Source organism: Bacillus sp. PK5-006 (assembly GCF_054161415.1).
Map to the genome: position 1 here is coordinate 2736587 of NZ_CP096414.1, position 19805 is coordinate 2756391.

Sequence of the window (19805 nt, forward strand, 5' to 3'; positions counted from 1 at the left end):
GCTGTAAAAAGGAATCCACACTTCTGCTCTACCATTGTAAACGTAAGAGCGATACATAAACAATGAGGAGGCAAAATGAATGAGTGTGTTGAAAAGCTCGAAAACGAAAATCGCTGCAGTGGCAGCAGCATCTGTGCTATCGATTGGCATTTTTTCAGGGATTGAATTTGGACAAGCTGACAAAGCTGAGGCTAAAAAGAAGCCGAAAAATGACGTGCAAAATGTGATCGTGCTGATTGGAGATGGCATGGGAACACCTTATCTTTCAACTTACCGCTCATTTAAACACAACGGTGACCTTTCAAAGCAAACAGCGTTTGACCCTTACCTCACTGGCATGCACAAAACATACCCTGACGACTCTAAAAATAACATTACCGATTCAGCAGCAGCTGGTACAGCCATGGCTACTGGTAAAAAGACATACAACAATGCCATTGGTGTAAACAAAAACGGCAAAAAACTAAAAACCGTTTTAGAAGAAGCCAAACGAAAAGGAAAATCGACGGGTCTTGTCGTGACATCTGAATTAACAAATGCTACGCCTGCTGCGTATGCCGCTCACGATGTGTCTAGGAAAAACACTGCAGCCATCGCCGATGACTTCTTCGATGAGAAAATCGGAAAACAGCATACAGTCGATGTCATGCTTGGCGGAGGACTTGTCGACTTTGTCCGAAAGGATCGTGATCTGACGAAGGAATTCAGACAAGCCGGTTATGATTATGTCACCAATAAAGCCGCCTTACAAAAAAACAAAAATGAAAAAGTGTTAGGCATTTTTGCCGATGGGGGTCTCGATAAAGCCATTGATCGTGATCAAACGATCCCTTCCCTGCAAGACATGACATCCTCAGCCATCAAACAGCTGTCTAAAAACAAAAAAGGATTTTTCCTTATGGTCGAAGGCAGTCAAATTGACTGGGCTGGACATGATCATGATATTGTCAGTGCGATGAGTGAAATGAAAGATTTTGAAAAAGCATTTGAAGAAGCGATTCGTTTTGCGAAAAAGGATAAAAACACGTTAGTCATCACGACCGCGGATCATTCAACTGGCGGACTTTCCTTCGGAGCAGACGGTTCAGGCAGCTGGGATTACAAACCGGTAAAAGCAGCGAAAAAAACGCCTGACTTTATCGCAAACAAAATTGTCAGCGGCATGCCTGTCGAGTCAGCCCTGAAACAATATATCAATCTTGATTTCACAAAAGAAGAAATAGCATCTATTCAAAAGGCCGTTGAAACAAAGGATACTGTTAAAATTGATGATGCGATTGAAGAAGTGATCAATACAAGATCACATACAGGCTGGACAACATCTGGTCATACCGGTGATGAAGTTCCATTCTTTGCGTATGGCCCAACAAGCCAGCAGCTAAAAGGTCTAATGGAAAATACCGATCAAGCAAAACACATTTTCAAACTGCTGAAAAACCAATAAAATGGACAAAAAAGATGTCTGCTAAGAGACATCTTTTTTGGTCTTTTTCATGCAAGATATTTCCTATGAACCCCTTTTCCATCATAAGAAAACATCACTTCTTTTTCTTCAAGGACGGACTCGATATGCACACTTCTTCCCCACAGCTGATATAAATACGGAAGGACTTTTTCTAAGTATTTCAGATCAAGTTCAATGCCTTCATACCAATGCTTGATATAAAGTTCGTTATTTTTTAAATAGTCGCCATCGATCACGGTCAAATACGGAAAGCCGCCATTCACTCTCATACTGACTAACTGATCACGAACCGCCTTCCATTCTTTATCAATGACTTTATAGTCCCTCCCCTGCTTTTGAAACAAGTACAAATCTTCTCTCATCACAAGGTCTTTCGTTAAGTAGTTTCGAATAAAGGAAATATCTGACTCAATTTCTCTGACTTCAAACATTTTACTGCGGCCAGATCCTTCTGTGACCCCTGCTTTTTTTAATTCTTCACACGGGTTGTTATAGCGCTCTTCGATATCTTCAAAAATCTTCAGCCCTAAATAGTAAGGATTGATGCCTGTTTTAGATGGCTGCACCACACCTGCATTTAATTTCGCAAACTCTATCGATTCACTTGAATCCAAATCAAGCTCCCGCATAATCCGCTGGTGCCAATACGATGCCCAGCCTTCATTCATAATCTTTGTTTCCAACTGCGGCCAAAAATAGAGCATTTCTTCTCTCAGCATGGTAAGGACATCCCGCTGCCACGGCTCCAGCTCGCGGGAATGCGCCTCAATAAAGAGTAAAAGATCCTTTTCCGGCTTTGGCGGAAACTGCTTAACAGTTTTCTTTTTCTCACGCGTTTTCGGCTCATCCATTCCCCACAAATCATCATATGGCGTTTGACGTTTTGGTTTATCATCTTCACTTTCTTCATCGTCCATATTCCAGCTTAATTTTGATCGAACAAGAGATGGATCAATATGCTCTTGGATAGCCAATACGGCATCTAAAAAGGACTCGACTTCTTTTGTTCCATGGATATGCTCATATTCTTTGATCCGCTCTGCCGCTGCTGACATACTTTCGACCATATCTCGTTTTGTGTTTTGGAAACGGCAATTATTTTTGAAGAAATCACAGTGTGCCAATACATGAGCCACAATTAATTTATTTTGAACGAGCGTATTGTTATCAAGTAGAAAGGCGTAGCAAGGATTTGAATTGATGACCAGTTCATAAATTTTGCTTAACCCTAAATCATAATGAAGCTTCATTTTATGAAATTGCTTTCCAAAGCTCCAGTGGCTGAATCGTGTTGGCATTCCATATGCACCGAACGTATAAATAATTTCCGCGGGACAGATTTCATACCTCATCGGATAAAAATCTAGACCAAATCCTTCTGCAATTTCTGTAATTTCATCAATCGCTCTTTGTAAAAGACGTTTTTCAGATACGCTCAAGGAAACCATCCCTCCTCATCGGACTTATCCCTACTATATGAGCGTATGTAAAAAAACATGATGTTCCGCCAATCGTTTAGACGACTTCTATTTCTTTCGTGGATTGCCCGCCGAATGATTCGAAATGAATATGTTGTGCTGGAATTCCCAGCTCTTTTAGATGATGAATGATCTCCTGTGTAAACACCGGGGAACCGCATAGATAAAATTGGCCTTTCCCTTCTCCGATTACCGATTGAAGAAATGGACGGTCAATGCGGGAAGCCGCTTTCTCAACAAGTTCACCCTTTCCAGACTGCGGAAATTGTTCGTTACATAGGATGATGCGTCCATAGGAAGCTGAAGCTAGAACGCGTTCAAACTCATTTTCAAAAGCGATGACATCCTCTAATCGATCTGCATGAATCATCGTGAATGTCTGGCTGTTTTGTGCGGCAGTTTTCACTAAACCAATCATTGGAGTGACACCAGACCCAGCACTGATGAAATAAACAGGCTCTTTTATGTCATCTTGCAAACAGAACATTCCCTGCGGCATACTCACTTGAAGAACGTCCCCTTCTTCCATTTCATCATGCAAAAATGTAGACACATGACCGTCACGCTTCACTGTAATACGATAATAAGATGGATGATGCTCGTCTGATAAGCTGTATTGTCTGCTGCACATATAGGCTTCTCCTGGCATATCTGCCTGAACCGTAATGTATTGGCCTGCTTTATACATTGGCAGCTCTGATTCATCTTCTGGTACTAAATAAAAAGAGATAAGCGAAGGAGATTCTTGCTTCTTTTTCTTAATTACAAACGGCTTCACATCTGCCCATCCGCCTGTCTGTTTCACATTTTTATCCATCATTTCTGCTTCTATGGTCATGAAAATATTCGCAATGTTGTCATATGCAGCTTTCCAAGCTAATAAAGTGGCATCTTCTTCTCTTAAACCAAACACCTCTTTCATCGCTTCAATCAGGTGATATCCGACAATTGGGTATTGTTCTTTTTTGACCATGACACTGACATGCTTATGGGCAATTTGTTTGACCGCAGGAAGTAATTCCTCTAATCGATCGATGTGCAGTGCAGCTTGATATAGTGTCGCAGCAAGTGCCTCTGGCTGACTTCCGTTCATCAGATTTGTTTTATTAAATTGATTGAGCAGCTCCGGGTGCTGGCGAATCATATTTTGATAAAAAACAGTGACAAGCTTGGTTCCCTCGGCTTTTAGTAGAGGAGCTGATTGCTTTATTGCATTCATTTGATCTTTAGATAACATCGTCATTCCTTCTTTCAAAAGAAGTATTTTAAATACATCTTTATCGTAATAGATGACAGTCTCTAAAAGCAATATTTATAATACATGTTTTAAATGTTGTCACATTTTACACTTTCTCGAACAGTTTTTGTCTAAAATGTGTTACGATGATACAAAACTCTATTAGGTTTAGAGGTCGTCAAAATGAAACTTACGAATTACACAGATTTCTCATTAAGGGTACTCATTTATTTAGCTTCGAGAGAAAATAATGAACTGTCAAATATTCAGCAGATCGCCGATGTTTATGGCATTTCTAAAAATCATCTGACGAAGGTGATTTATCATCTTGGAAAACGCGGGTATGTGGAAACAATTCGCGGAAGAAATGGCGGGATCAGGCTTGGAAAAAGCCCAGAAAGCATCAATATTGGAGAGGTTGTCCGTTATACAGAGGATGATTTAGTCATGGTTGAATGCTTTGATCCAAAGAAAAACAGCTGCATCATCTCCCCAATTTGTTCATTAAAGCATGTACTTCATGAAGCACTCACTGCTTATTTAAGCGTTCTAGACCGATACACACTAAACGATTTAACACAAAACAAAGATGCTCTTAGAGAGCTCCTGCTTTAAGGCGAAAGAATTTATTCTTTCGTCTTTTTCTTTACCTTCTTGTAATAATAATTTATTTAAAATTATTATAAATAAATATTGACTATCATGTTTGATTCAATATAATTAGGGTATATAGATTGCTAGAAAACACTTTTTTGTTTACAGGAGGAGAAAAGAATGACAAATTCAAATCATAAAAATTTGACAACGAACCAAGGCGTGCCTGTTGGCGATAACCAAAACTCAAGAACAGCTGGTCACCGCGGACCTACCTTTCTTGATGATTACCATTTGATTGAAAAACTCGCACACTTTGATCGTGAACGTATTCCAGAGCGCGTCGTTCATGCAAGAGGCGCCGGCGCTTACGGTGTGTTTGAAGTAGAAAACAGCATGGAGAAACATACAAAAGCAGCTTTCTTAAGTGAAGAAGGAAAACAAACAGACGTTTTTGTTCGCTTCTCTACCGTTATTCATCCGAAAGGTTCACCTGAAACATTGCGTGACCCGCGCGGATTTGCTGTCAAATTTTATACAGAAGAAGGCAACTATGATCTCGTTGGTAACAACTTGCCGATCTTCTTTATTCGTGATGCATTGAAATTCCCTGATATGGTTCACTCTCTCAAGCCAGATCCTGTAACCAATATTCAAGATCCTGACCGTTATTGGGATTTTATGACCTTAACGCCTGAATCCACTCATATGCTCACATGGCTTTTCTCTGACGAAGGAATCCCTGCAAGCTACGCTGAAATGCGCGGTTCTGGTGTGCATACATTTAGATGGGTGAACAAATACGGCGAAGCAAAATATGTGAAATATCACTGGAGACCTTCTGAAGGTATTCGCAACTTATCTATGGAAGAAGCAGCGGAAATTCAAGCAAACGATTTCCAGCATGCGACAAGAGATTTATATGACCGCATTGAAAAAGGCAACTTCCCAGCATGGGACTTATATGTTCAGCTTATGCCGCTTAGCGATTATGATGACCTTGATTATGATCCATGTGACCCAACAAAAACGTGGAGCGAGGAAGATTACCCGCTTCAAAAAGTAGGACGCATGACACTCAACCGCAATCCTGAGAACTTCTTTGCTGAAACAGAACAGTCTGCTTTCACGCCAAGTGCATTTGTTCCAGGAATTGAGGCATCTGAAGATAAACTACTTCAAGGCCGTCTGTTCTCATATCCTGATACGCAGCGCCACCGTCTTGGTGCGAACTACATGCGCATTCCGGTTAACTGCCCTTATGCACCTGTACACAATAACCAGCAGGATGGCTTTATGACAACGACTCGTCCAAGCGGTCATATTAACTATGAACCAAACCGTTATGCCGATCAGCCAAAAGAAAACCCTCACTACAAAGAAAGTGAGCCAGTTCTTCACGGTGACCGTATGGTGAGACAAAAAATTGAAAAACCGAACGATTTCAAACAAGCTGGAGAAAAATATCGAAGCTACTCTGAAGAAGAGAAACAAGCATTGATTAAAAACCTAACAGCTGATTTGAAAGATGTTAATGACCAAACAAAATTACTTGCAATCTGCAACTTCTATCGTGCCGATGAAGATTACGGCCAGCGATTAGCAGATTCACTTGGTGTGGATATTCGTGCTTATCTTCAAGGTAGCATGAAGTAATTCCATTTCGAAAAAAAATTGTTGGACAAAGGGCTAAAATGATCTTTATTTTAGCCCTTTGTCTTTTTTGACTGAACGCCTCAAGCACCCTTTACAAAAAAAGGGGCTTTTTTATAATCGAAACACGTTAATACTAATCAAATGACCGGTCACCGGATGAAAATAAATTTCTGCATGTGCGGCAAAGCGAGTTGAGCCTTCCTTTACAGTGACGCGAAACACATCTTTTGTCTGCTCATCATTCACTTCTGTACGGCCAATGTAATGATAATCGTTTAAAGCGGCACCTTTATATTCATCTTTCAGCGCTGTGTACGCAAGTCTTTCCCAATTTTCAAACGGCTGCACCGCTGCTTTTGATGCAGGATGAATCATCAAACTGCCAAGCAAAACGATTCCTGCTGCAATAAGCATCCACCATTTCGGCTGCATGATATCATTGAACTCACTTTCATATATGTTTTGTTTAGGTTTAGCTGGCCGGTCCTTTTTCATACATGAAGCAATTATTCAGCCTATAATTCCCGGTACACGATTGATGCGGACACCAACTTTTCCCCTGAAAAAGTCGATATGATCCGAGCAAACTAATGAGGACTTCTCAAGGGAAAGGAGAAGGTTTAATGAATGTGGCGGATTATGATAAAGCACTTTATTATACGCATCGCTCGCAATGGGATAATTTACTTATTCTTATGGTACGTACGCAAGATGATTTGCTCTCGAAACGTATTGAGCATTTCTTACATGCGTATCAATTTAACCGGAACGATGCAGATGTTGAAAAATGTTTATATGGGCTCCTGCAGTACATTGACCATGCTTCAGAGGCTGCTGCCGCTGAAGTTTATTCACAACCGATGTACACATAAAGAAAAAGGGCTAAAATGAATTTTTTTAGCCCTTCCCTTTTCCATACAATTAGCAGTGCGCTGTGATGGGAAACATAAAGTGGCTGACATGAAATAGACGGAAGCGTTAGAGATAATGTATGGACCACAAGCTTATTAAAGCTCTAATTTGTCATCACTTACTAATTCATATGCCACTTGATCCCCTCCGATTTTACATTCACCTTTGATTGACCAGCTCATCACCTCCTTTAAAATAAAAAAAGACTTGATGAGCATACTCTCATCAAGTCTTTTATTTGTTTTTCAATTAGAAATTAGGCTGTTCATACTTCTCTTTTTACGCAAAAGGGCACGTCAAATAACCAACATCTGTGCTCTTTTTTATTCAATTCACTGAATTGAATGTGCGCTTAAAAGTTTTAGTCTGTCATAGCAGCTCTTTTGGCTGATTTTTTTGATAATCCACTGCATACAAAGCGGCTTGGGTTCGATCTGCCAGCTCTAATTTTGATAATACATGGGATACGTGCGTTTTGACAGTCTTTTCAGAAATAAACAGCGATGAGGCAATTTCTTTGTTGTTTTTGCCTTTTGCAATCTCAAATAAGACATCTCGCTCTCTATTGGTGAGCTCTTTCATCAATGCCCATTTCTGCTCTTTTGGCTCTGTCAGATGCTGCACGAGAAAGGTCGTGATATGACCATCTAACTGATAGGTGCCATTTTGAACTTCAATCATGGTTGATAGCAGTTTTTCTGGTGCTACATCCTTTAATTGATAGGCCTTCGCCCCTGCTTGAATGGCGGGAATGACATAATCTTTATCCGCATAGCTTGTCAGGATCACAATACGGGAGTCAGGCATTTCCAGCGTCATTTGTTTCGTTGCCTCAATGCCATTCATGACAGGCATAGACAAATCCATTAAGACAATGTCAGGCCGGGTTTCTCTGACAACCTCTAATGCCTCTTGCCCATTGGACGCCTCACCAACGATGTCGACATCAGACTGTGTCTGCAAGAAAAACACAAGCCCTTTTCTCACAATATGATGATCATCTGCAATGACAACTCTCATGACGATCCCTTCCTTTCTTGTGAAAATGGCACTTTTACATGAATCGTGGTTCCTTTACCTAATTCTGAATGGATACAAAATGTACCACCTGCTCTTTGGATGCGGTCAGACATCCCTTTCAGCCCAAGTGAAGGAAGGCTCATCTGCTCGTCATATTGAAAACCTTTTCCGTGGTCAATGATTTTCATCTCCAACGTGTCTTTTGATTGCTCAAGCTTGACCTCGACTTCTTCTACTTCCGCATGTTTTTGACAGTTATTCAGTGCTTCTTGACATACCCGAAACAAAGTTTCATTGTGTGAATGATCCATTTCTATACAGCCTAATAAAGATAAGCTGCAGCGTAATCCTAAAAGCTGTGCATACTCTTCAATTGCTGTCGTAAACCCCTTTTCAAGGCCTCTTGGTCTCAGCTGCCAAATGAGTGACCGCATTTCAATCAGAGCGTCTTGTGACAAATGCTGAATAAAATCAATCATTTCTCCTAAATTCTGATCGCTTGTCATTTGCCGTGCAGCCTTTGCCGTCAGACTCACAGAGAACAGCATTTGGTTGACAGAATCATGCAAGTCCTGTGCGAGCCGGTTTCTTTCTTCCAGAAGTGCGTGCTGCTGTTCATTTTGCACAAGCTTCATCCGCTGAATGGCGGTGCCAATTTGAAGTGCAATGCTTTCAAGCAAATTCAGCTCTTCTTGCGTAAACGTGACTTTTCCTTTTGCCGCCACATTTAATAAGCCGAACGTACGCTTACACGCTTTTAGCGGTACGGTCGCATGATGAGTAATTCCTTCTGTATCCCCAAGCTTTTCTTCTATTGCCGTTTCAATCCGTTTGCAATTAATAATATTGGTGGCTGATTGCAGTGAACCTTTTGTATATCGGTTGATGCAATAACAATCATTTTGACACATGAGCTGCTTTTGATGCTTTGCAAGTGCTTCAGGTAAGGAAACCTCTGCCATCAGTTCATATGACCCGTCTTTTTCTATAAAATAAATCCATGCTGAATGAAAGCCTGTGACATCCATCAGCATATGGAGCACTTCATGGAGCGTTTCTTTCATTTCCATGCCTTCATTAAGCTTTTCAGCAATTTCTTTTAACATTTTTAATGTTTCAACCTTCTCTTGGTATTCTCCCATACTGTTTACCCCCGGCATTTGCAGCCTTCACTTATTATTACGCTCATTATACCATGAGCCCCCTCGTCGCTCTTTCTCCAAAAGAATGATTTCTTCTCATCCTTTTGGCTGAGAAAAAGCCATCATGTATTCATACACGACGGCCTTGTCTTTCGTTATTTCGCTGTTTCTTCCACAATATCATAAACGACTTTCATCACTTCTTCTGACAAATGCTTTAGCTTTTCTTCACTATCTGTTAAAGACGTGCCTTTGACTGCAATATAAAATTTCACTTTAGGCTCAGTGCCAGAAGGTCTTAAGCAGAACCACGAACCATCCTCAAGGAAATATTTCAGCACATTTGATGCTGGCAGGTGAATGGTTTCCTCTTTCTTTTCAGCCACAAGTTGTCTTTGACTTGATTGATAATCCTCAATCACTGTGATGCGCTGCCCTGCGATGGCAGCTGGCGGATTTGTTCTAAAGGTATGAAGGATCGCTGAAATCTGCTCTGCTCCTTCTTTTCCTTTTAAGGTTAACGACTTTAATCCTTCCCGGTAAAATCCAAACTGCTTGAAAATATCGACAAGCGCATCGTATAAGGACTTGCCCTGCTTTTTATAGAAAGCAGCGACTTCAACGGCTAAAAGTGCCGCTTGCACCGCATCTTTATCTCGGGCAAAGTCACCAATCAAATAGCCATAGCTCTCTTCATAACCGAATTGAAACGTGTATTCTCCACTCTCTTCAAACTGCTTAATTTTTTCTCCAATAAATTTAAAGCCAGTGAGTGTGTCTATCGTGTCGGCACCAAAAGCTGATGCTACAGCGCGCCCAAGCTCACTTGTAACAATGGTTTTCATTACAACGGGACGAGGCGGCAGCTGACCCAGCTTTTGTTTTTCAGACAATAAATAATGAAGCAGCAGAGCGCCTGTTTGGTTGCCTGTTAAGACGGTAAATTCTCCTTCATGATCTCTGACCGCAATGCCTAGCCTGTCAGCATCTGGGTCTGTGGCAATGAGGATATCGGCATTTTGTTTTTCACCAAGCTTGATGGCGTACTCAAATGCTGCATGCTCCTCTGGATTCGGCGAGGTCACTGTTGAGAATTGTGGATCTGGTTTTTCCTGCTCAGGCACAACAGTGACATGCTGATATCCAAGAGCCTGCAGCCCGTTTCTGACAGGGTGATTGGCTGTCCCATGAAGCGGAGTAAACACGACTTTGACATCGACCTCATGTGCCAGCTCAGGGTGCACACTAATGGTTTTTAATTTTTCAATATAAGCATGGTCGATTTCTTCTCCGATTATTTTGATCAGCCCTTGCTGTTTCAACGTTTCTTCAGAATCAACTGAAATCGACAGTTCATTTTCAATTGCATCTACTTCTTGAATGACTTGATCTGCTTCAAATGGAGGCAGCTGCCCGCCATCTTCACCATACACTTTATAGCCATTATATTCTGGTGGATTATGACTTGCTGTCACGACGATTCCAGCAAATGCATGCAGTTCACGAACCGCAAAGGAGAGCTCTGGTGTCGGACGCAATTCATCAAATACGTACGTTTGAATGCCTTGTGAAGCAAGTGTTTTGGCTGCTTCCATCGCAAATTCAGGCGATTTATGGCGTGAATCATATGCAATCGCGACGCCTCTATTTTTTGCATCCTCTCCATGTTTCGCAATATACGCAGCAAGACCTGCTGATGCTTTACGAACAGTGTACACATTCATTCGGTTCGTGCCTGCACCAATCTCACCGCGCATTCCTCCAGTGCCGAACTCAAGGTTTTTGTAGAAACAGTCTTCAAGTGCCTGGTGGTCATCTTGATGCGTCTCCAGCCATTCCTTTAGTTCAGTATCCAGGTGCTTCTCATTGATCCATCGCTCATAATTCGTCTTCCAACTCATGGTCGTCCTCCCCAGCTCTTATCATCAATAAAATAACATCTACTGTTATTTTATATGGAATCATCCTTTATGTCATGCTATATCATTAGCAGTTGGAAAAAATGTTGCACAAATAAAAAAAGCCGATGCATGATCGGCTTTTCTTTTTATTCAGCATCAAGCGGTACGACTGCTTCATGGAATAGTTGATCTAATTCTGTTTGATGTTTCTGTTTTGCTGCTTCATCCCAGCCAAAACGCTCTGCCATGTAGTCAACAACAGGCTGTGCGTATTTTTTTGCCCAATTGATATTAAATAATAGGCTTCCTGTTCTTCTTAAGAAGAAATCGACAGGTGTTACAGCTAGTTCTTCTTCGATCGCATAGACAAGCTCTGCCAGCACATATGCTGGAATGTTTCGTTTGTCTGCTTCCCCTTGAAGCTGCTCTACTCGTTTGTAGACACTGCTGACGTTTGAACCATATTTTTCAGCTAGTTTTTGTGCAATCGGTTCTGTTAAACCAACAGATGCGCCTTCTGCTGTTTTCGCTTGAACAAAGGCTGCCATGTTTTTAGATCCGCCTACATGGCCGCCTGAGATTGGCATATGCTTTGTTTTACATGGTCCGTAATCTTTGCCCGTTTCCTGTTTCAATCCATCACGTACTAGATCGACAATATGCTCAGCCATTTTACGGTAGCCTGTTAATTTACCGCCAGCAATGGTGATTAAGCCTGAAGATGATGTCCACACTTCATCTTTACGAGAAATTTCTGAAGGATCTTTGCCCTCTTCATGAATGAGCGGACGAAGACCGGCCCAGTTGGATTCTACATCTTTTTCTGTAATATTGAGGTCAGGGAACATGTACTGAATCGCTTGGATGACATAGTCACGATCGGCTTTTGTCATACGCGGGTGCTCCAGCTGTTTTTTGTACACTGTATCTGTTGTTCCAACGTACGTTTTGCCTTCTCTTGGAATGGCAAAGACCATACGTTTATCAGGCGTGTCAAAGTAAATCGCTTGTTTTAATGGGAAGACCGATTGGTCAAATACTAAGTGAATTCCTTTTGTATGCTGTAAGTGTTTTCCTTCTTTTGAGTGGTCCTTGTCTCTCAGCTGATCTACCCATGGACCTGTCGCGTTGACGATCTTCTTCGCATACACATCGTATGTTTTATGCGTCATGACATCTTCAATGACTACACCAACCACTTTGCCTTTATCATAAATAAATTCTTTTACTTTCGCATAGTTGACCGCTTCCGCTCCGAATTTCACAGCCTCTTTCATGACTTCAATTGTGAGGCGTGCATCATCTGTACGGTATTCAACATAGTAGCCGCCGCCTTTTAAGCCGTCCTTTTTGACAAGCGGTTCTTTTTCAAGTGTTTCTTTCGCACTTAGCATGCTTCTGCGTTCGCTATGCTTTACGCCAGCTAAAAAGTCATACACTCTCAGTCCAATAGAGGTTGAAAACTTACCAAATGTCCCGCCTTTATGCATCGGAAGAAGCATCCATTCTGGCGTTGTCACATGAGGACCATTTTCGTATACAATGGCACGCTCTTTACCGACCTCTGCGACCATTTTTACTTCAAATTGTTTTAAATAACGAAGTCCGCCGTGCACTAGTTTCGTTGAGCGGCTGGACGTACCTGCTGCGAAATCCTGCATTTCTGCAAGACCGACACGCATTCCGCGTGAAGCCGCGTCAAGTGCTGTACCAGCGCCTGTTATACCCCCACCAATGATAAACACATCATATGGTTTTTTTGTCATTTCCTGAAGCATTTGTTCTCTTTCTAAGCTAGAAAAAGTCATCTCTTGTTCCTCCCATGTTGTACGGTAAAGAAAAAGAGACCGCAAACACCCAAAGCGTATTTCTACACTTCGGTGCCTGCGGTCTCTCCAGTTCTCCAACCGTTCTATTAACTTACTTGAAGTATACCATACTTTTGGTTTATTTGAAAGCTTGAGCTGCTTTTACAGCCTTTTTCCACCCGCTGTATAACGAGTCACGGCTGTCCTCTTCCATTTTAGGGTCAAAGCGCTTGTCAAGGTTCCATTGTTTTGCAATGTCTGAACGGTCGTTCCAGAAGCCAACTGCTATTCCCGCAAGATAGGCCGCACCGAGTGCCGTCGTTTCATTAATTTCTGGACGCTCTACTGGTACATCCAGCAAATCACTTTGGAAGCCCATTAAGAAATCATTCTTTACAGCTCCGCCATCCACACGCAAAGTTTTTAATGAGATGTTTGAATCCTTTTCCATCGCATCTAAAACATCTTTTGTTTGATAAGCAAGTGATTCTAACGTTGCACGGACAAAGTGCTCTTTAGAAGTACCGCGTGTTAATCCGAATACAGCGCCTCTGACATCACTGTCCCAGTATGGTGTGCCTAGACCAACAAATGCTGGAACGACATATACGCCATCTGTTGACTCAACGCGCTCGGCATAGGCTTCGCTGTCTTTTGAGTCTTTAAACATTCTCAGTCCGTCGCGCAGCCACTGAATCGCTGAACCAGCTACGAAAATACTTCCTTCTAAAGCATATTCAACTTTACCGTCAATGCCCCATGCAATTGTCGTTAATAAACCATGATCCGACTTAATTGCTTTTTCCCCTGTATTCATCAACATGAAACATCCTGTGCCATACGTGTTCTTCGCCATTCCTTCTTCAAAGCAAGCCTGACCGAATAGTGCAGACTGCTGGTCTCCCGCCGCTCCTGCAATCGGGATATTTCTGCCGAAGAAGTGATAGTCTGTTGTTTCACCATAGATGTGTGAAGATGGTTTCACCTCTGGAAGCATAGAAGCAGGTACGCCAAGGATCTCAAGTAATTCTTCATCCCATTTCAGATCGTAAATGTTGAACATTAACGTTCTTGACGCGTTGGAGTAATCTGTGACGTGTGATTGACCGCCTGTCATCTTCCAAATGAGCCATGTATCAATTGTGCCAAACAGCAAGTCGCCATTTTCTGCTTTCTCACGAGCACCTTCTACATTGTCTAAAATCCATTTTACTTTTGTCCCTGAGAAATAAGCATCAATGAGAAGACCTGTTTTATTTCTAAACGTTTCATTGTGTCCTTGCGCTTTTAACTCTTCACAAATGCCAGACGTTTGTCTAGACTGCCAAACAATTGCATTATAAACGGGTGCGCCTGTATGTTTATCCCAAACAACAGCTGTCTCACGCTGGTTCGTAATTCCGATACCGGCGATTTGATCTGCTTCAATGCCTGATTCAATTAAAGCAGTTGAAATGACGGATAGAACAGAACTCCAAATTTCATTTGCATTATGTTCTACCCAGCCTGGGTTCGGAAAATATTGATTAAATTCCTTCTGAGCTGTATGTGCAATTTTGCCTTCTTGATCAAATAAGATCGCTCTTGAGCTTGTTGTCCCTTGATCTAAAGCGAGAATATATTTTTCTTTTGCCATGGTGTTTTCCTCCCCTTACATACTTTCATTTACAGCATTTGTTTGATTTTTCGTAGAGACATAGAGTCCTAACAATACCACAACTAAAATAACGCTTACAATCCAAAAGGCTGGTGTGATGTTCGCTTTAAAAGCTGCATTGTAGAAAACACCGCCAAATGCGCCGCCTAAAATTGGCCCAACGACTGGCACCCAAGCATACTTCCAATTCGATGGACCTTTACCTGGAATCGGCAGAATCGCATGTGCAATTCTCGGACCTAAATCACGTGCAGGATTGATTGCATAACCAGTTGTTCCACCTAAAGAAAGACCAATTGCGACAATTAAGAATCCAACAATCAGCGGATTGATTCCGTCTGCGAATTTATTTGCACCAATCGCTAAGATTCCTAGAACCAATACAAATGTACCGATGACTTCACTAAGTACGTTTGCAAAAGTATGCGGAATCGCAGGACCAGTTGAGAATACACCCAGCTTTGCACCGGGATCGTCTGTTGCTTTCCAGTGCGGTAAGTAATGTAAAAAGACAATAATAGCTCCTATTAATGCGCCAAGCATTTGACCGGCAATATACATTGGTACATCAGCCCAAGGAAAACTTCCTTCTAGTGCAAGCCCAATTGTTAGTGCTGGATTCAAATGTGCTCCGCTGATTCCACCTGTTGCATAAGCTGCTATGGCTACTGCAAATCCCCATCCGAAAGCGATTACAATCCAGCCGGACTGATATGCGAGCGATTTCTTTAAATTGACTGCCGCACATACACCGCCTCCAAAAATAATGAGAAGCATTGTACCTACGACTTCACCCCAAAATGGTGTCATGAAAATTCCTCCTCTGGTTCAGTTGCCATCCCCTATGAATGTGTAAAAAAAGATAAAGAAAAAAGATCCACAACAAACATACTTTACATCAGGGTCATTTGTCACCTAGTAAAGCGCTGTTGTGGATCTCCGTTTCTCCATCACATGATATTAACTTAGTGCTATAGTATCAGAGGATGAAAACGTTGTCAATCAATTTTCACATTTTATCTTTTTCACTTTTGGAACGCTTTCCAAAGGGCTGTATTCGATGTTGTCACAGCTGTAGCTCCCGCTTCAAGCGCTCTTTCTACATCTTCTTTTGTACGGATAAACCCGCCTGCAAATATTGGAATCCCAGCTCGCTCGCGCACTTCTGTAATTAAATCCGGTACGACTCCTGGCAATACTTCAATAAAATCTGGGCGGTGTTTTCCTACGAACTCCATGCTTTTTTCCATCGCACTTGTATCAAGTAAAAACATTCGCTGAATGGCATATACCTTTTTTTGCTTGGCTTTTACTATGACAGAAGACCTAGTAGAAATAATTCCTGCCGGCTTCATTTCCTGACAAATAAATTCCGTTCCATACTCATCATGTTTGATCCCATGAATGAGATCGACATGGACAAACATTTTTTTATGATGGGCATTTGCCTCATTCATAATGCCCTTTAGCCGGCCTAAATGCACATCAAGTAAGACCCCATATGTAAATGGACTTTTTAAAAATTCCTCAAATTGCTTCATATTGCGAACAGCAGGTAGAATGGGTTGATCATGAAAACTCATATGCCGTCTCCTTCTAAAGTGTATTGGTTCAGTCTTCTCCTAACAGTAATAGAATCTCTTCTATTTTTCAATACACCTAGTGTATCCAATGCCGATTGCACCTAGCAGATCTTAATGTATGTGATCTTCCCATAGAAAAAAGCAGAGAAATCTCTCTGCTATAACTTTGCCATGCTTTCTTTTAGCGTGTTGATAATAAATGAAGCGTCTTCGGCTGTTATATTTAGCGGCGGTGCAAGCTGGGCAACGTTATTATAGCCGGCAACCGTATCACCATTTTTCCCGATGATCAGTCCGCGTTTTTTACATTCTGCAATCAATTGACCGACCACCTGTGGATCAGCCGGTTTTTTAGACTGTTGATCCTGAACAAGTTCAATACCAAACAGCAGGCCTTTCCCTCTGACATCACCGACAAATGGATGCTCTTTTAACTCTTGCAAACGTTCAAGCATGTCTTGCCCAAGTGTGTCAGACCGTTCTACTAATTTCTCGGTTTCCATGATCTCTAGGTTGGCAAGGGCCACCGCACAAGAAGCAGGGTGACCGCCAAATGTATTTACATGGCGCAGCCTGTCATACGTATCTTCCCCTGCGTAGGCTTCATAGATTTCTCGTTTCACGCACGTTGCAGAAAGAGGTAAATAGCCGCTTGTGATCCCTTTTGCCATTGTGATGATGTCCGGCTTTACATCTTCATGCATAAAACCAAACCGCTTCCCTGTCCGGCCAAAGCCGCAGATGACTTCATCCACAATGAGAAGCGCTCCATGAGCCTCACAGATGTCTTTGACCTTCTTCAAATACCCTTTTGGCGGCATTAAGATACCGCCGCCTGTAATAATCGGTTCCATAATGACCCCAGCAATGGTCTCACTTAGTTCCCACGTCATGGCTTGATCGATTGCCGTTGCACTTGCCAAAGTCTCTTGATCCTCAGGATGACGATACATATCAGGCGGTGCGACATGGATAAAGCCTTGACCTAATGGCTCATATTTATATTTACGCTGCGCCTGCCCCGTTGCAGCAAGAGCTGCTGCGGTATTACCGTGATACGACCGATACCTGGAGATGAACTTTGTTCTTGTGCTCTCTCCTTTTTGCGCATGATATTGTTTGGCGATCTTAAAAGCGGCTTCATTGGCTTCAGAACCGCTGTTAGAAAAGAAGATGACATAGTCCCCGCCAAGCCATTCATTTAGCTTTTCAGCCAGCTGAATCGCTGGCACATGGCTTTGCGTCAGCGGATAGTAAGGCATTGTATTTAGCTGCTCATATGCCGCTTCTGCAAGCTCTTTTCTGCCATAACCGGCATTTACACACCAAAGACCTGACATCCCGTCTAAATAGCGATTCCCATGAATATCAGTCACCCATGCGCCTTCTGCCTTGTGAATGACCATGCTTTCATTTTCCTTGTTTGTCCCTTTCATATGATGCCAGATCAACTGATCATCTTTCGCCTGAAGATTTTGAGCCTGCTCATGTATTTTCATCTTCCCGACCCCCATGTATCCGTTTTCATCATTAAAGAAGCTTAAACCGGTTCAGCAGCACATTGCCCCTCTATTCATTATATGGCTGAAAAGGGAGGCATATGAAACTGAAACTAGGCCGCCCGTAAGAGAGAACCAACCATTACTTTCATTATAAAAAAGGGGCCGGGCCCATTACATTAGACAGATCGTCAACTGATTGAAAAGAACGGTAAGACACTCTACTCGGATGCTTAGCAAATCTAACATACCTCGTTAACGGTCATTTCCTTGCAGGAATTCATATGCAAGAATCGCAAATTCAAGCGCCTGTCGTTTCGGTGCCTGCATCATATCCTCGCCAAGCAATGCTTGCAGTTTATCTAGTCTATGATAAAGCGTCTGCCTGACAATATAGAGCTGGCTTGCAGTTTCCTTTTTAGAACCGTTTGTCTGTAAAAAGATATTCAGCGTTTGATAAAGTCTGCCGCTATTTTGCTTATCATATAAAATGACAGGCTCCAAATACTCTTTCACCATACATTCAAGCAGTCCGCTTTCCTTCATGACAGGCATGAGACGGAGCATATGCAAATCTTGATAAAATGGGCTTTCCACACGCTGGGGCATCACTTTCTTTAAATGCAGCACTTCTTTGGCTGCTTGAAAGCTTTTTCTCATATGCTGAAACTGTTCACAATATGGACCGATGCCAAAATTGATCACAGTTCCGCGGGGCTGCTCGCGCTCATACAATTGTTTGATATCGCTCGCAGCCCTCTCTGCACGCTCTTTCCAATCCTCCTTCTTTCTCGTGTTCAATAAAATAAACAAGGTTTGTCCTTGATGCTCATAAGGAATCAAATGGAAACCCGCTCGCTGAAAGATAGAGCGGCAAGATACGAGAAAATAAAGATTTCCTGCGATTTCTTCGATTTGATGATGCTTTTGAAAGAGCATCACCACACAGCCGGTTGGCTTTTTCAATCCTTCTGTTTCTTCAAGATGCTCTAAAACATCTCTTTCTGTATGCTCTTCTTGGAACCATTTTTGCAGCCATTCGTTCTCTTTTGTCTTCTTCAGCTCTTCTGTATAAAGCTCTCTTAGCGTTTGCTGGGCAAGAGCATTTGCCCCTTTATCCATTACGAGCAGTTCGAATTCTGAGAGTGTGTTTGTTTGATGAATGAGCACAAGGTCTGCAAATGTCTGCTTGAGTGCAAGCACTTCTTTTTTGGTCACTTCGTATCCTTTTGGCAAGGAAGCAAACTGTAAATAATTCATGACCAGCTCTTCGGTTTGTTTGGAGGAATCACATAAAATAATCGGCTCCCCCTGAACAGGAATGAGTAAAAGAATGCCCCTTACGTGCTGATACACTTGATCCAAAATATCCATCTGCGGATGGGGAGTCAGCAAAAGCTCATTCAGCTTTGATGATAGTGCTTCTAAATCAGCCATCATTTGATACTGGCGTTCAATCATCATCGTATGGAGATGCTGTGTGATGTTGACGAATTTCACTTCTTTTGTAAACAAAATCAGCGGAAAATCTCTTTCTTCTGCATACGCAATCAGTTCTTCCGGCACATCGAATCTGAGCGGAACAAATTCAATACATAAGCCTGCCGCACCAGAATCGATCAGCTGTTTTAAAAATACTTGAAACACATCCAATTGATCATGAAAGCCTGCGGCTGTTGTTAGGATGAGCTCTCCCCCATTTAACAAATCTTCTACAGCAGGCACTTCTAGCACATGGACCCATTTGACCTGCCGAAACAATCCCTTTTCTCCTGCTAACACTTTTGCATGGGCAAAATACTTTGTTTTCAACACATCACTCACTTGAAAATGAACATCTGCATTCATTGATA

General features: G+C 42.0%; 16 protein-coding genes. 4 read left to right on the forward strand and 12 right to left on the reverse strand.

Going from position 1 to position 19805, the window contains the following annotated elements; genetic code table 11:
- Positions 1-79: 79 nt before the first annotated feature.
- Entirely contained in the window at positions 80-1444 is a 1365-nt protein-coding gene (locus tag M1D84_RS14215; protein ID WP_151039218.1) for an alkaline phosphatase, read from the forward strand.
- A 47-nt stretch (positions 1445-1491) separates the two neighbouring features.
- On the opposite strand, the gene M1D84_RS14220 is transcribed toward M1D84_RS14215, so the two are convergent.
- Both M1D84_RS14220 and M1D84_RS14225 read right to left on the reverse strand, forming a co-directional pair.
- Positions 1492-2913 carry a SpoVR family protein gene (locus tag M1D84_RS14220; RefSeq protein WP_458106304.1) on the reverse strand — a complete coding sequence of 474 codons (1422 nt, stop codon included), beginning with the start codon at positions 2911-2913 and terminating at the stop codon, positions 1492-1494.
- A gap of 67 nt (positions 2914-2980) precedes the next feature.
- A complete protein-coding gene (locus M1D84_RS14225; RefSeq protein ID WP_270125590.1) occupies positions 2981-4180 on the reverse strand; it encodes a globin domain-containing protein in 1200 nt (399 codons plus the stop codon).
- A 183-nt stretch (positions 4181-4363) separates the two neighbouring features.
- Between M1D84_RS14225 and M1D84_RS14230 the strand changes: the two genes are divergently transcribed.
- Both M1D84_RS14230 and M1D84_RS14235 read left to right on the forward strand, forming a co-directional pair.
- Positions 4364-4795, forward strand: a complete 432-nt coding sequence (locus M1D84_RS14230) for an Rrf2 family transcriptional regulator (RefSeq protein WP_024425294.1) — start codon at positions 4364-4366, stop codon at positions 4793-4795.
- 159 nt (positions 4796-4954) lie between these two features.
- Positions 4955-6430, forward strand: a complete 1476-nt coding sequence (locus M1D84_RS14235; protein ID WP_024425295.1) for a catalase — start codon at positions 4955-4957, stop codon at positions 6428-6430.
- A gap of 111 nt (positions 6431-6541) precedes the next feature.
- Here the strand turns inward: M1D84_RS14235 and M1D84_RS14240 are convergent, their stop codons facing one another.
- Positions 6542-6862, reverse strand: a complete 321-nt coding sequence (locus M1D84_RS14240) for a YqzG/YhdC family protein (RefSeq protein ID WP_374756292.1) — start codon at positions 6860-6862, stop codon at positions 6542-6544.
- Positions 6863-7053: 191 nt separating this feature from the next.
- Here M1D84_RS14240 and M1D84_RS14245 point away from each other — a divergent pair, with 191 nt between their 5' ends.
- A complete protein-coding gene (locus M1D84_RS14245) occupies positions 7054-7302 on the forward strand; it encodes a YhdB family protein (protein WP_024425297.1) in 249 nt (82 codons plus the stop codon).
- A gap of 409 nt (positions 7303-7711) precedes the next feature.
- On the opposite strand, the gene M1D84_RS14250 is transcribed toward M1D84_RS14245, so the two are convergent.
- The 9 genes from M1D84_RS14250 to M1D84_RS14290 form a co-directional block, all read right to left on the reverse strand.
- The gene (locus M1D84_RS14250) at positions 7712-8362 is read right to left on the reverse strand and encodes a response regulator (protein ID WP_270125595.1); all 651 of its coding nucleotides are present in this window, start codon (positions 8360-8362) and stop codon (positions 7712-7714) included.
- The gene (locus M1D84_RS14255) at positions 8359-9504 is read right to left on the reverse strand and encodes a GAF domain-containing sensor histidine kinase (protein ID WP_151039212.1); all 1146 of its coding nucleotides are present in this window, start codon (positions 9502-9504) and stop codon (positions 8359-8361) included. Before M1D84_RS14255 ends, M1D84_RS14250 begins: the two co-directional genes overlap by 4 nt.
- 155 nt (positions 9505-9659) lie before the next feature.
- Positions 9660-11405 carry a phospho-sugar mutase gene (locus tag M1D84_RS14260; protein WP_103132141.1) on the reverse strand — a complete coding sequence of 582 codons (1746 nt, stop codon included), beginning with the start codon at positions 11403-11405 and terminating at the stop codon, positions 9660-9662.
- Positions 11406-11551: 146 nt separating this feature from the next.
- The gene (gene glpD, locus M1D84_RS14265; RefSeq protein ID WP_024425301.1) at positions 11552-13213 is read right to left on the reverse strand and encodes a glycerol-3-phosphate dehydrogenase; all 1662 of its coding nucleotides are present in this window, start codon (positions 13211-13213) and stop codon (positions 11552-11554) included.
- Positions 13214-13352: 139 nt separating this feature from the next.
- Positions 13353-14849, reverse strand: coding sequence for a glycerol kinase GlpK (gene glpK / locus M1D84_RS14270; RefSeq protein WP_024425302.1), 1497 nt, complete (start codon positions 14847-14849; stop codon positions 13353-13355).
- A gap of 15 nt (positions 14850-14864) precedes the next feature.
- Positions 14865-15680, reverse strand: a complete 816-nt coding sequence (locus M1D84_RS14275; protein ID WP_024425303.1) for an MIP/aquaporin family protein — start codon at positions 15678-15680, stop codon at positions 14865-14867.
- A 215-nt stretch (positions 15681-15895) separates the two neighbouring features.
- On the reverse strand, positions 15896-16453 hold the full coding sequence (locus tag M1D84_RS14280; RefSeq protein WP_024425304.1) for a glycerol-3-phosphate responsive antiterminator: 558 nt from the start codon (positions 16451-16453) through the stop codon (positions 15896-15898).
- 158 nt (positions 16454-16611) lie between these two features.
- A complete protein-coding gene (locus tag M1D84_RS14285) occupies positions 16612-17952 on the reverse strand; it encodes an aspartate aminotransferase family protein (RefSeq protein WP_151039210.1) in 1341 nt (446 codons plus the stop codon).
- 255 nt (positions 17953-18207) lie between these two features.
- A complete protein-coding gene (locus M1D84_RS14290; RefSeq protein WP_411262583.1) occupies positions 18208-19800 on the reverse strand; it encodes a PucR family transcriptional regulator in 1593 nt (530 codons plus the stop codon).
- Between the last annotated feature and the right edge of the window lie 5 nt (positions 19801-19805).

What these genes read in the sequence shown, in the direction of transcription:
- M1D84_RS14215 (WP_151039218.1), top strand. Translation starts at nt 80, where the DNA reads ATGAGTGTGTTGAAAAGCTCGAAAACGAAAATCGCTGCAGTGGCAGCA.
- M1D84_RS14220 (WP_458106304.1), bottom strand. Translation starts at nt 2,913, where the DNA reads ATGGTTTCCTTGAGCGTATCTGAAAAACGTCTTTTACAAAGAGCGATT.
- M1D84_RS14225 (WP_270125590.1), bottom strand. Translation starts at nt 4,180, where the DNA reads ATGTTATCTAAAGATCAAATGAATGCAATAAAGCAATCAGCTCCTCTA.
- M1D84_RS14230 (WP_024425294.1), top strand. Translation starts at nt 4,364, where the DNA reads ATGAAACTTACGAATTACACAGATTTCTCATTAAGGGTACTCATTTAT.
- M1D84_RS14235 (WP_024425295.1), top strand. Translation starts at nt 4,955, where the DNA reads ATGACAAATTCAAATCATAAAAATTTGACAACGAACCAAGGCGTGCCT.
- M1D84_RS14240 (WP_374756292.1), bottom strand. Translation starts at nt 6,862, where the DNA reads ATGCAGCCGAAATGGTGGATGCTTATTGCAGCAGGAATCGTTTTGCTT.
- M1D84_RS14245 (WP_024425297.1), top strand. Translation starts at nt 7,054, where the DNA reads ATGAATGTGGCGGATTATGATAAAGCACTTTATTATACGCATCGCTCG.
- M1D84_RS14250 (WP_270125595.1), bottom strand. Translation starts at nt 8,362, where the DNA reads ATGAGAGTTGTCATTGCAGATGATCATCATATTGTGAGAAAAGGGCTT.
- M1D84_RS14255 (WP_151039212.1), bottom strand. Translation starts at nt 9,504, where the DNA reads ATGGGAGAATACCAAGAGAAGGTTGAAACATTAAAAATGTTAAAAGAA.
- M1D84_RS14260 (WP_103132141.1), bottom strand. Translation starts at nt 11,405, where the DNA reads ATGAGTTGGAAGACGAATTATGAGCGATGGATCAATGAGAAGCACCTG.
- glpD (WP_024425301.1), bottom strand. Translation starts at nt 13,213, where the DNA reads ATGACTTTTTCTAGCTTAGAAAGAGAACAAATGCTTCAGGAAATGACA.
- glpK (WP_024425302.1), bottom strand. Translation starts at nt 14,849, where the DNA reads ATGGCAAAAGAAAAATATATTCTCGCTTTAGATCAAGGGACAACAAGC.
- M1D84_RS14275 (WP_024425303.1), bottom strand. Translation starts at nt 15,680, where the DNA reads ATGACACCATTTTGGGGTGAAGTCGTAGGTACAATGCTTCTCATTATT.
- M1D84_RS14280 (WP_024425304.1), bottom strand. Translation starts at nt 16,453, where the DNA reads ATGAGTTTTCATGATCAACCCATTCTACCTGCTGTTCGCAATATGAAG.
- M1D84_RS14285 (WP_151039210.1), bottom strand. Translation starts at nt 17,952, where the DNA reads ATGAAAATACATGAGCAGGCTCAAAATCTTCAGGCGAAAGATGATCAG.
- M1D84_RS14290 (WP_411262583.1), bottom strand. Translation starts at nt 19,800, where the DNA reads ATGAATGCAGATGTTCATTTTCAAGTGAGTGATGTGTTGAAAACAAAG.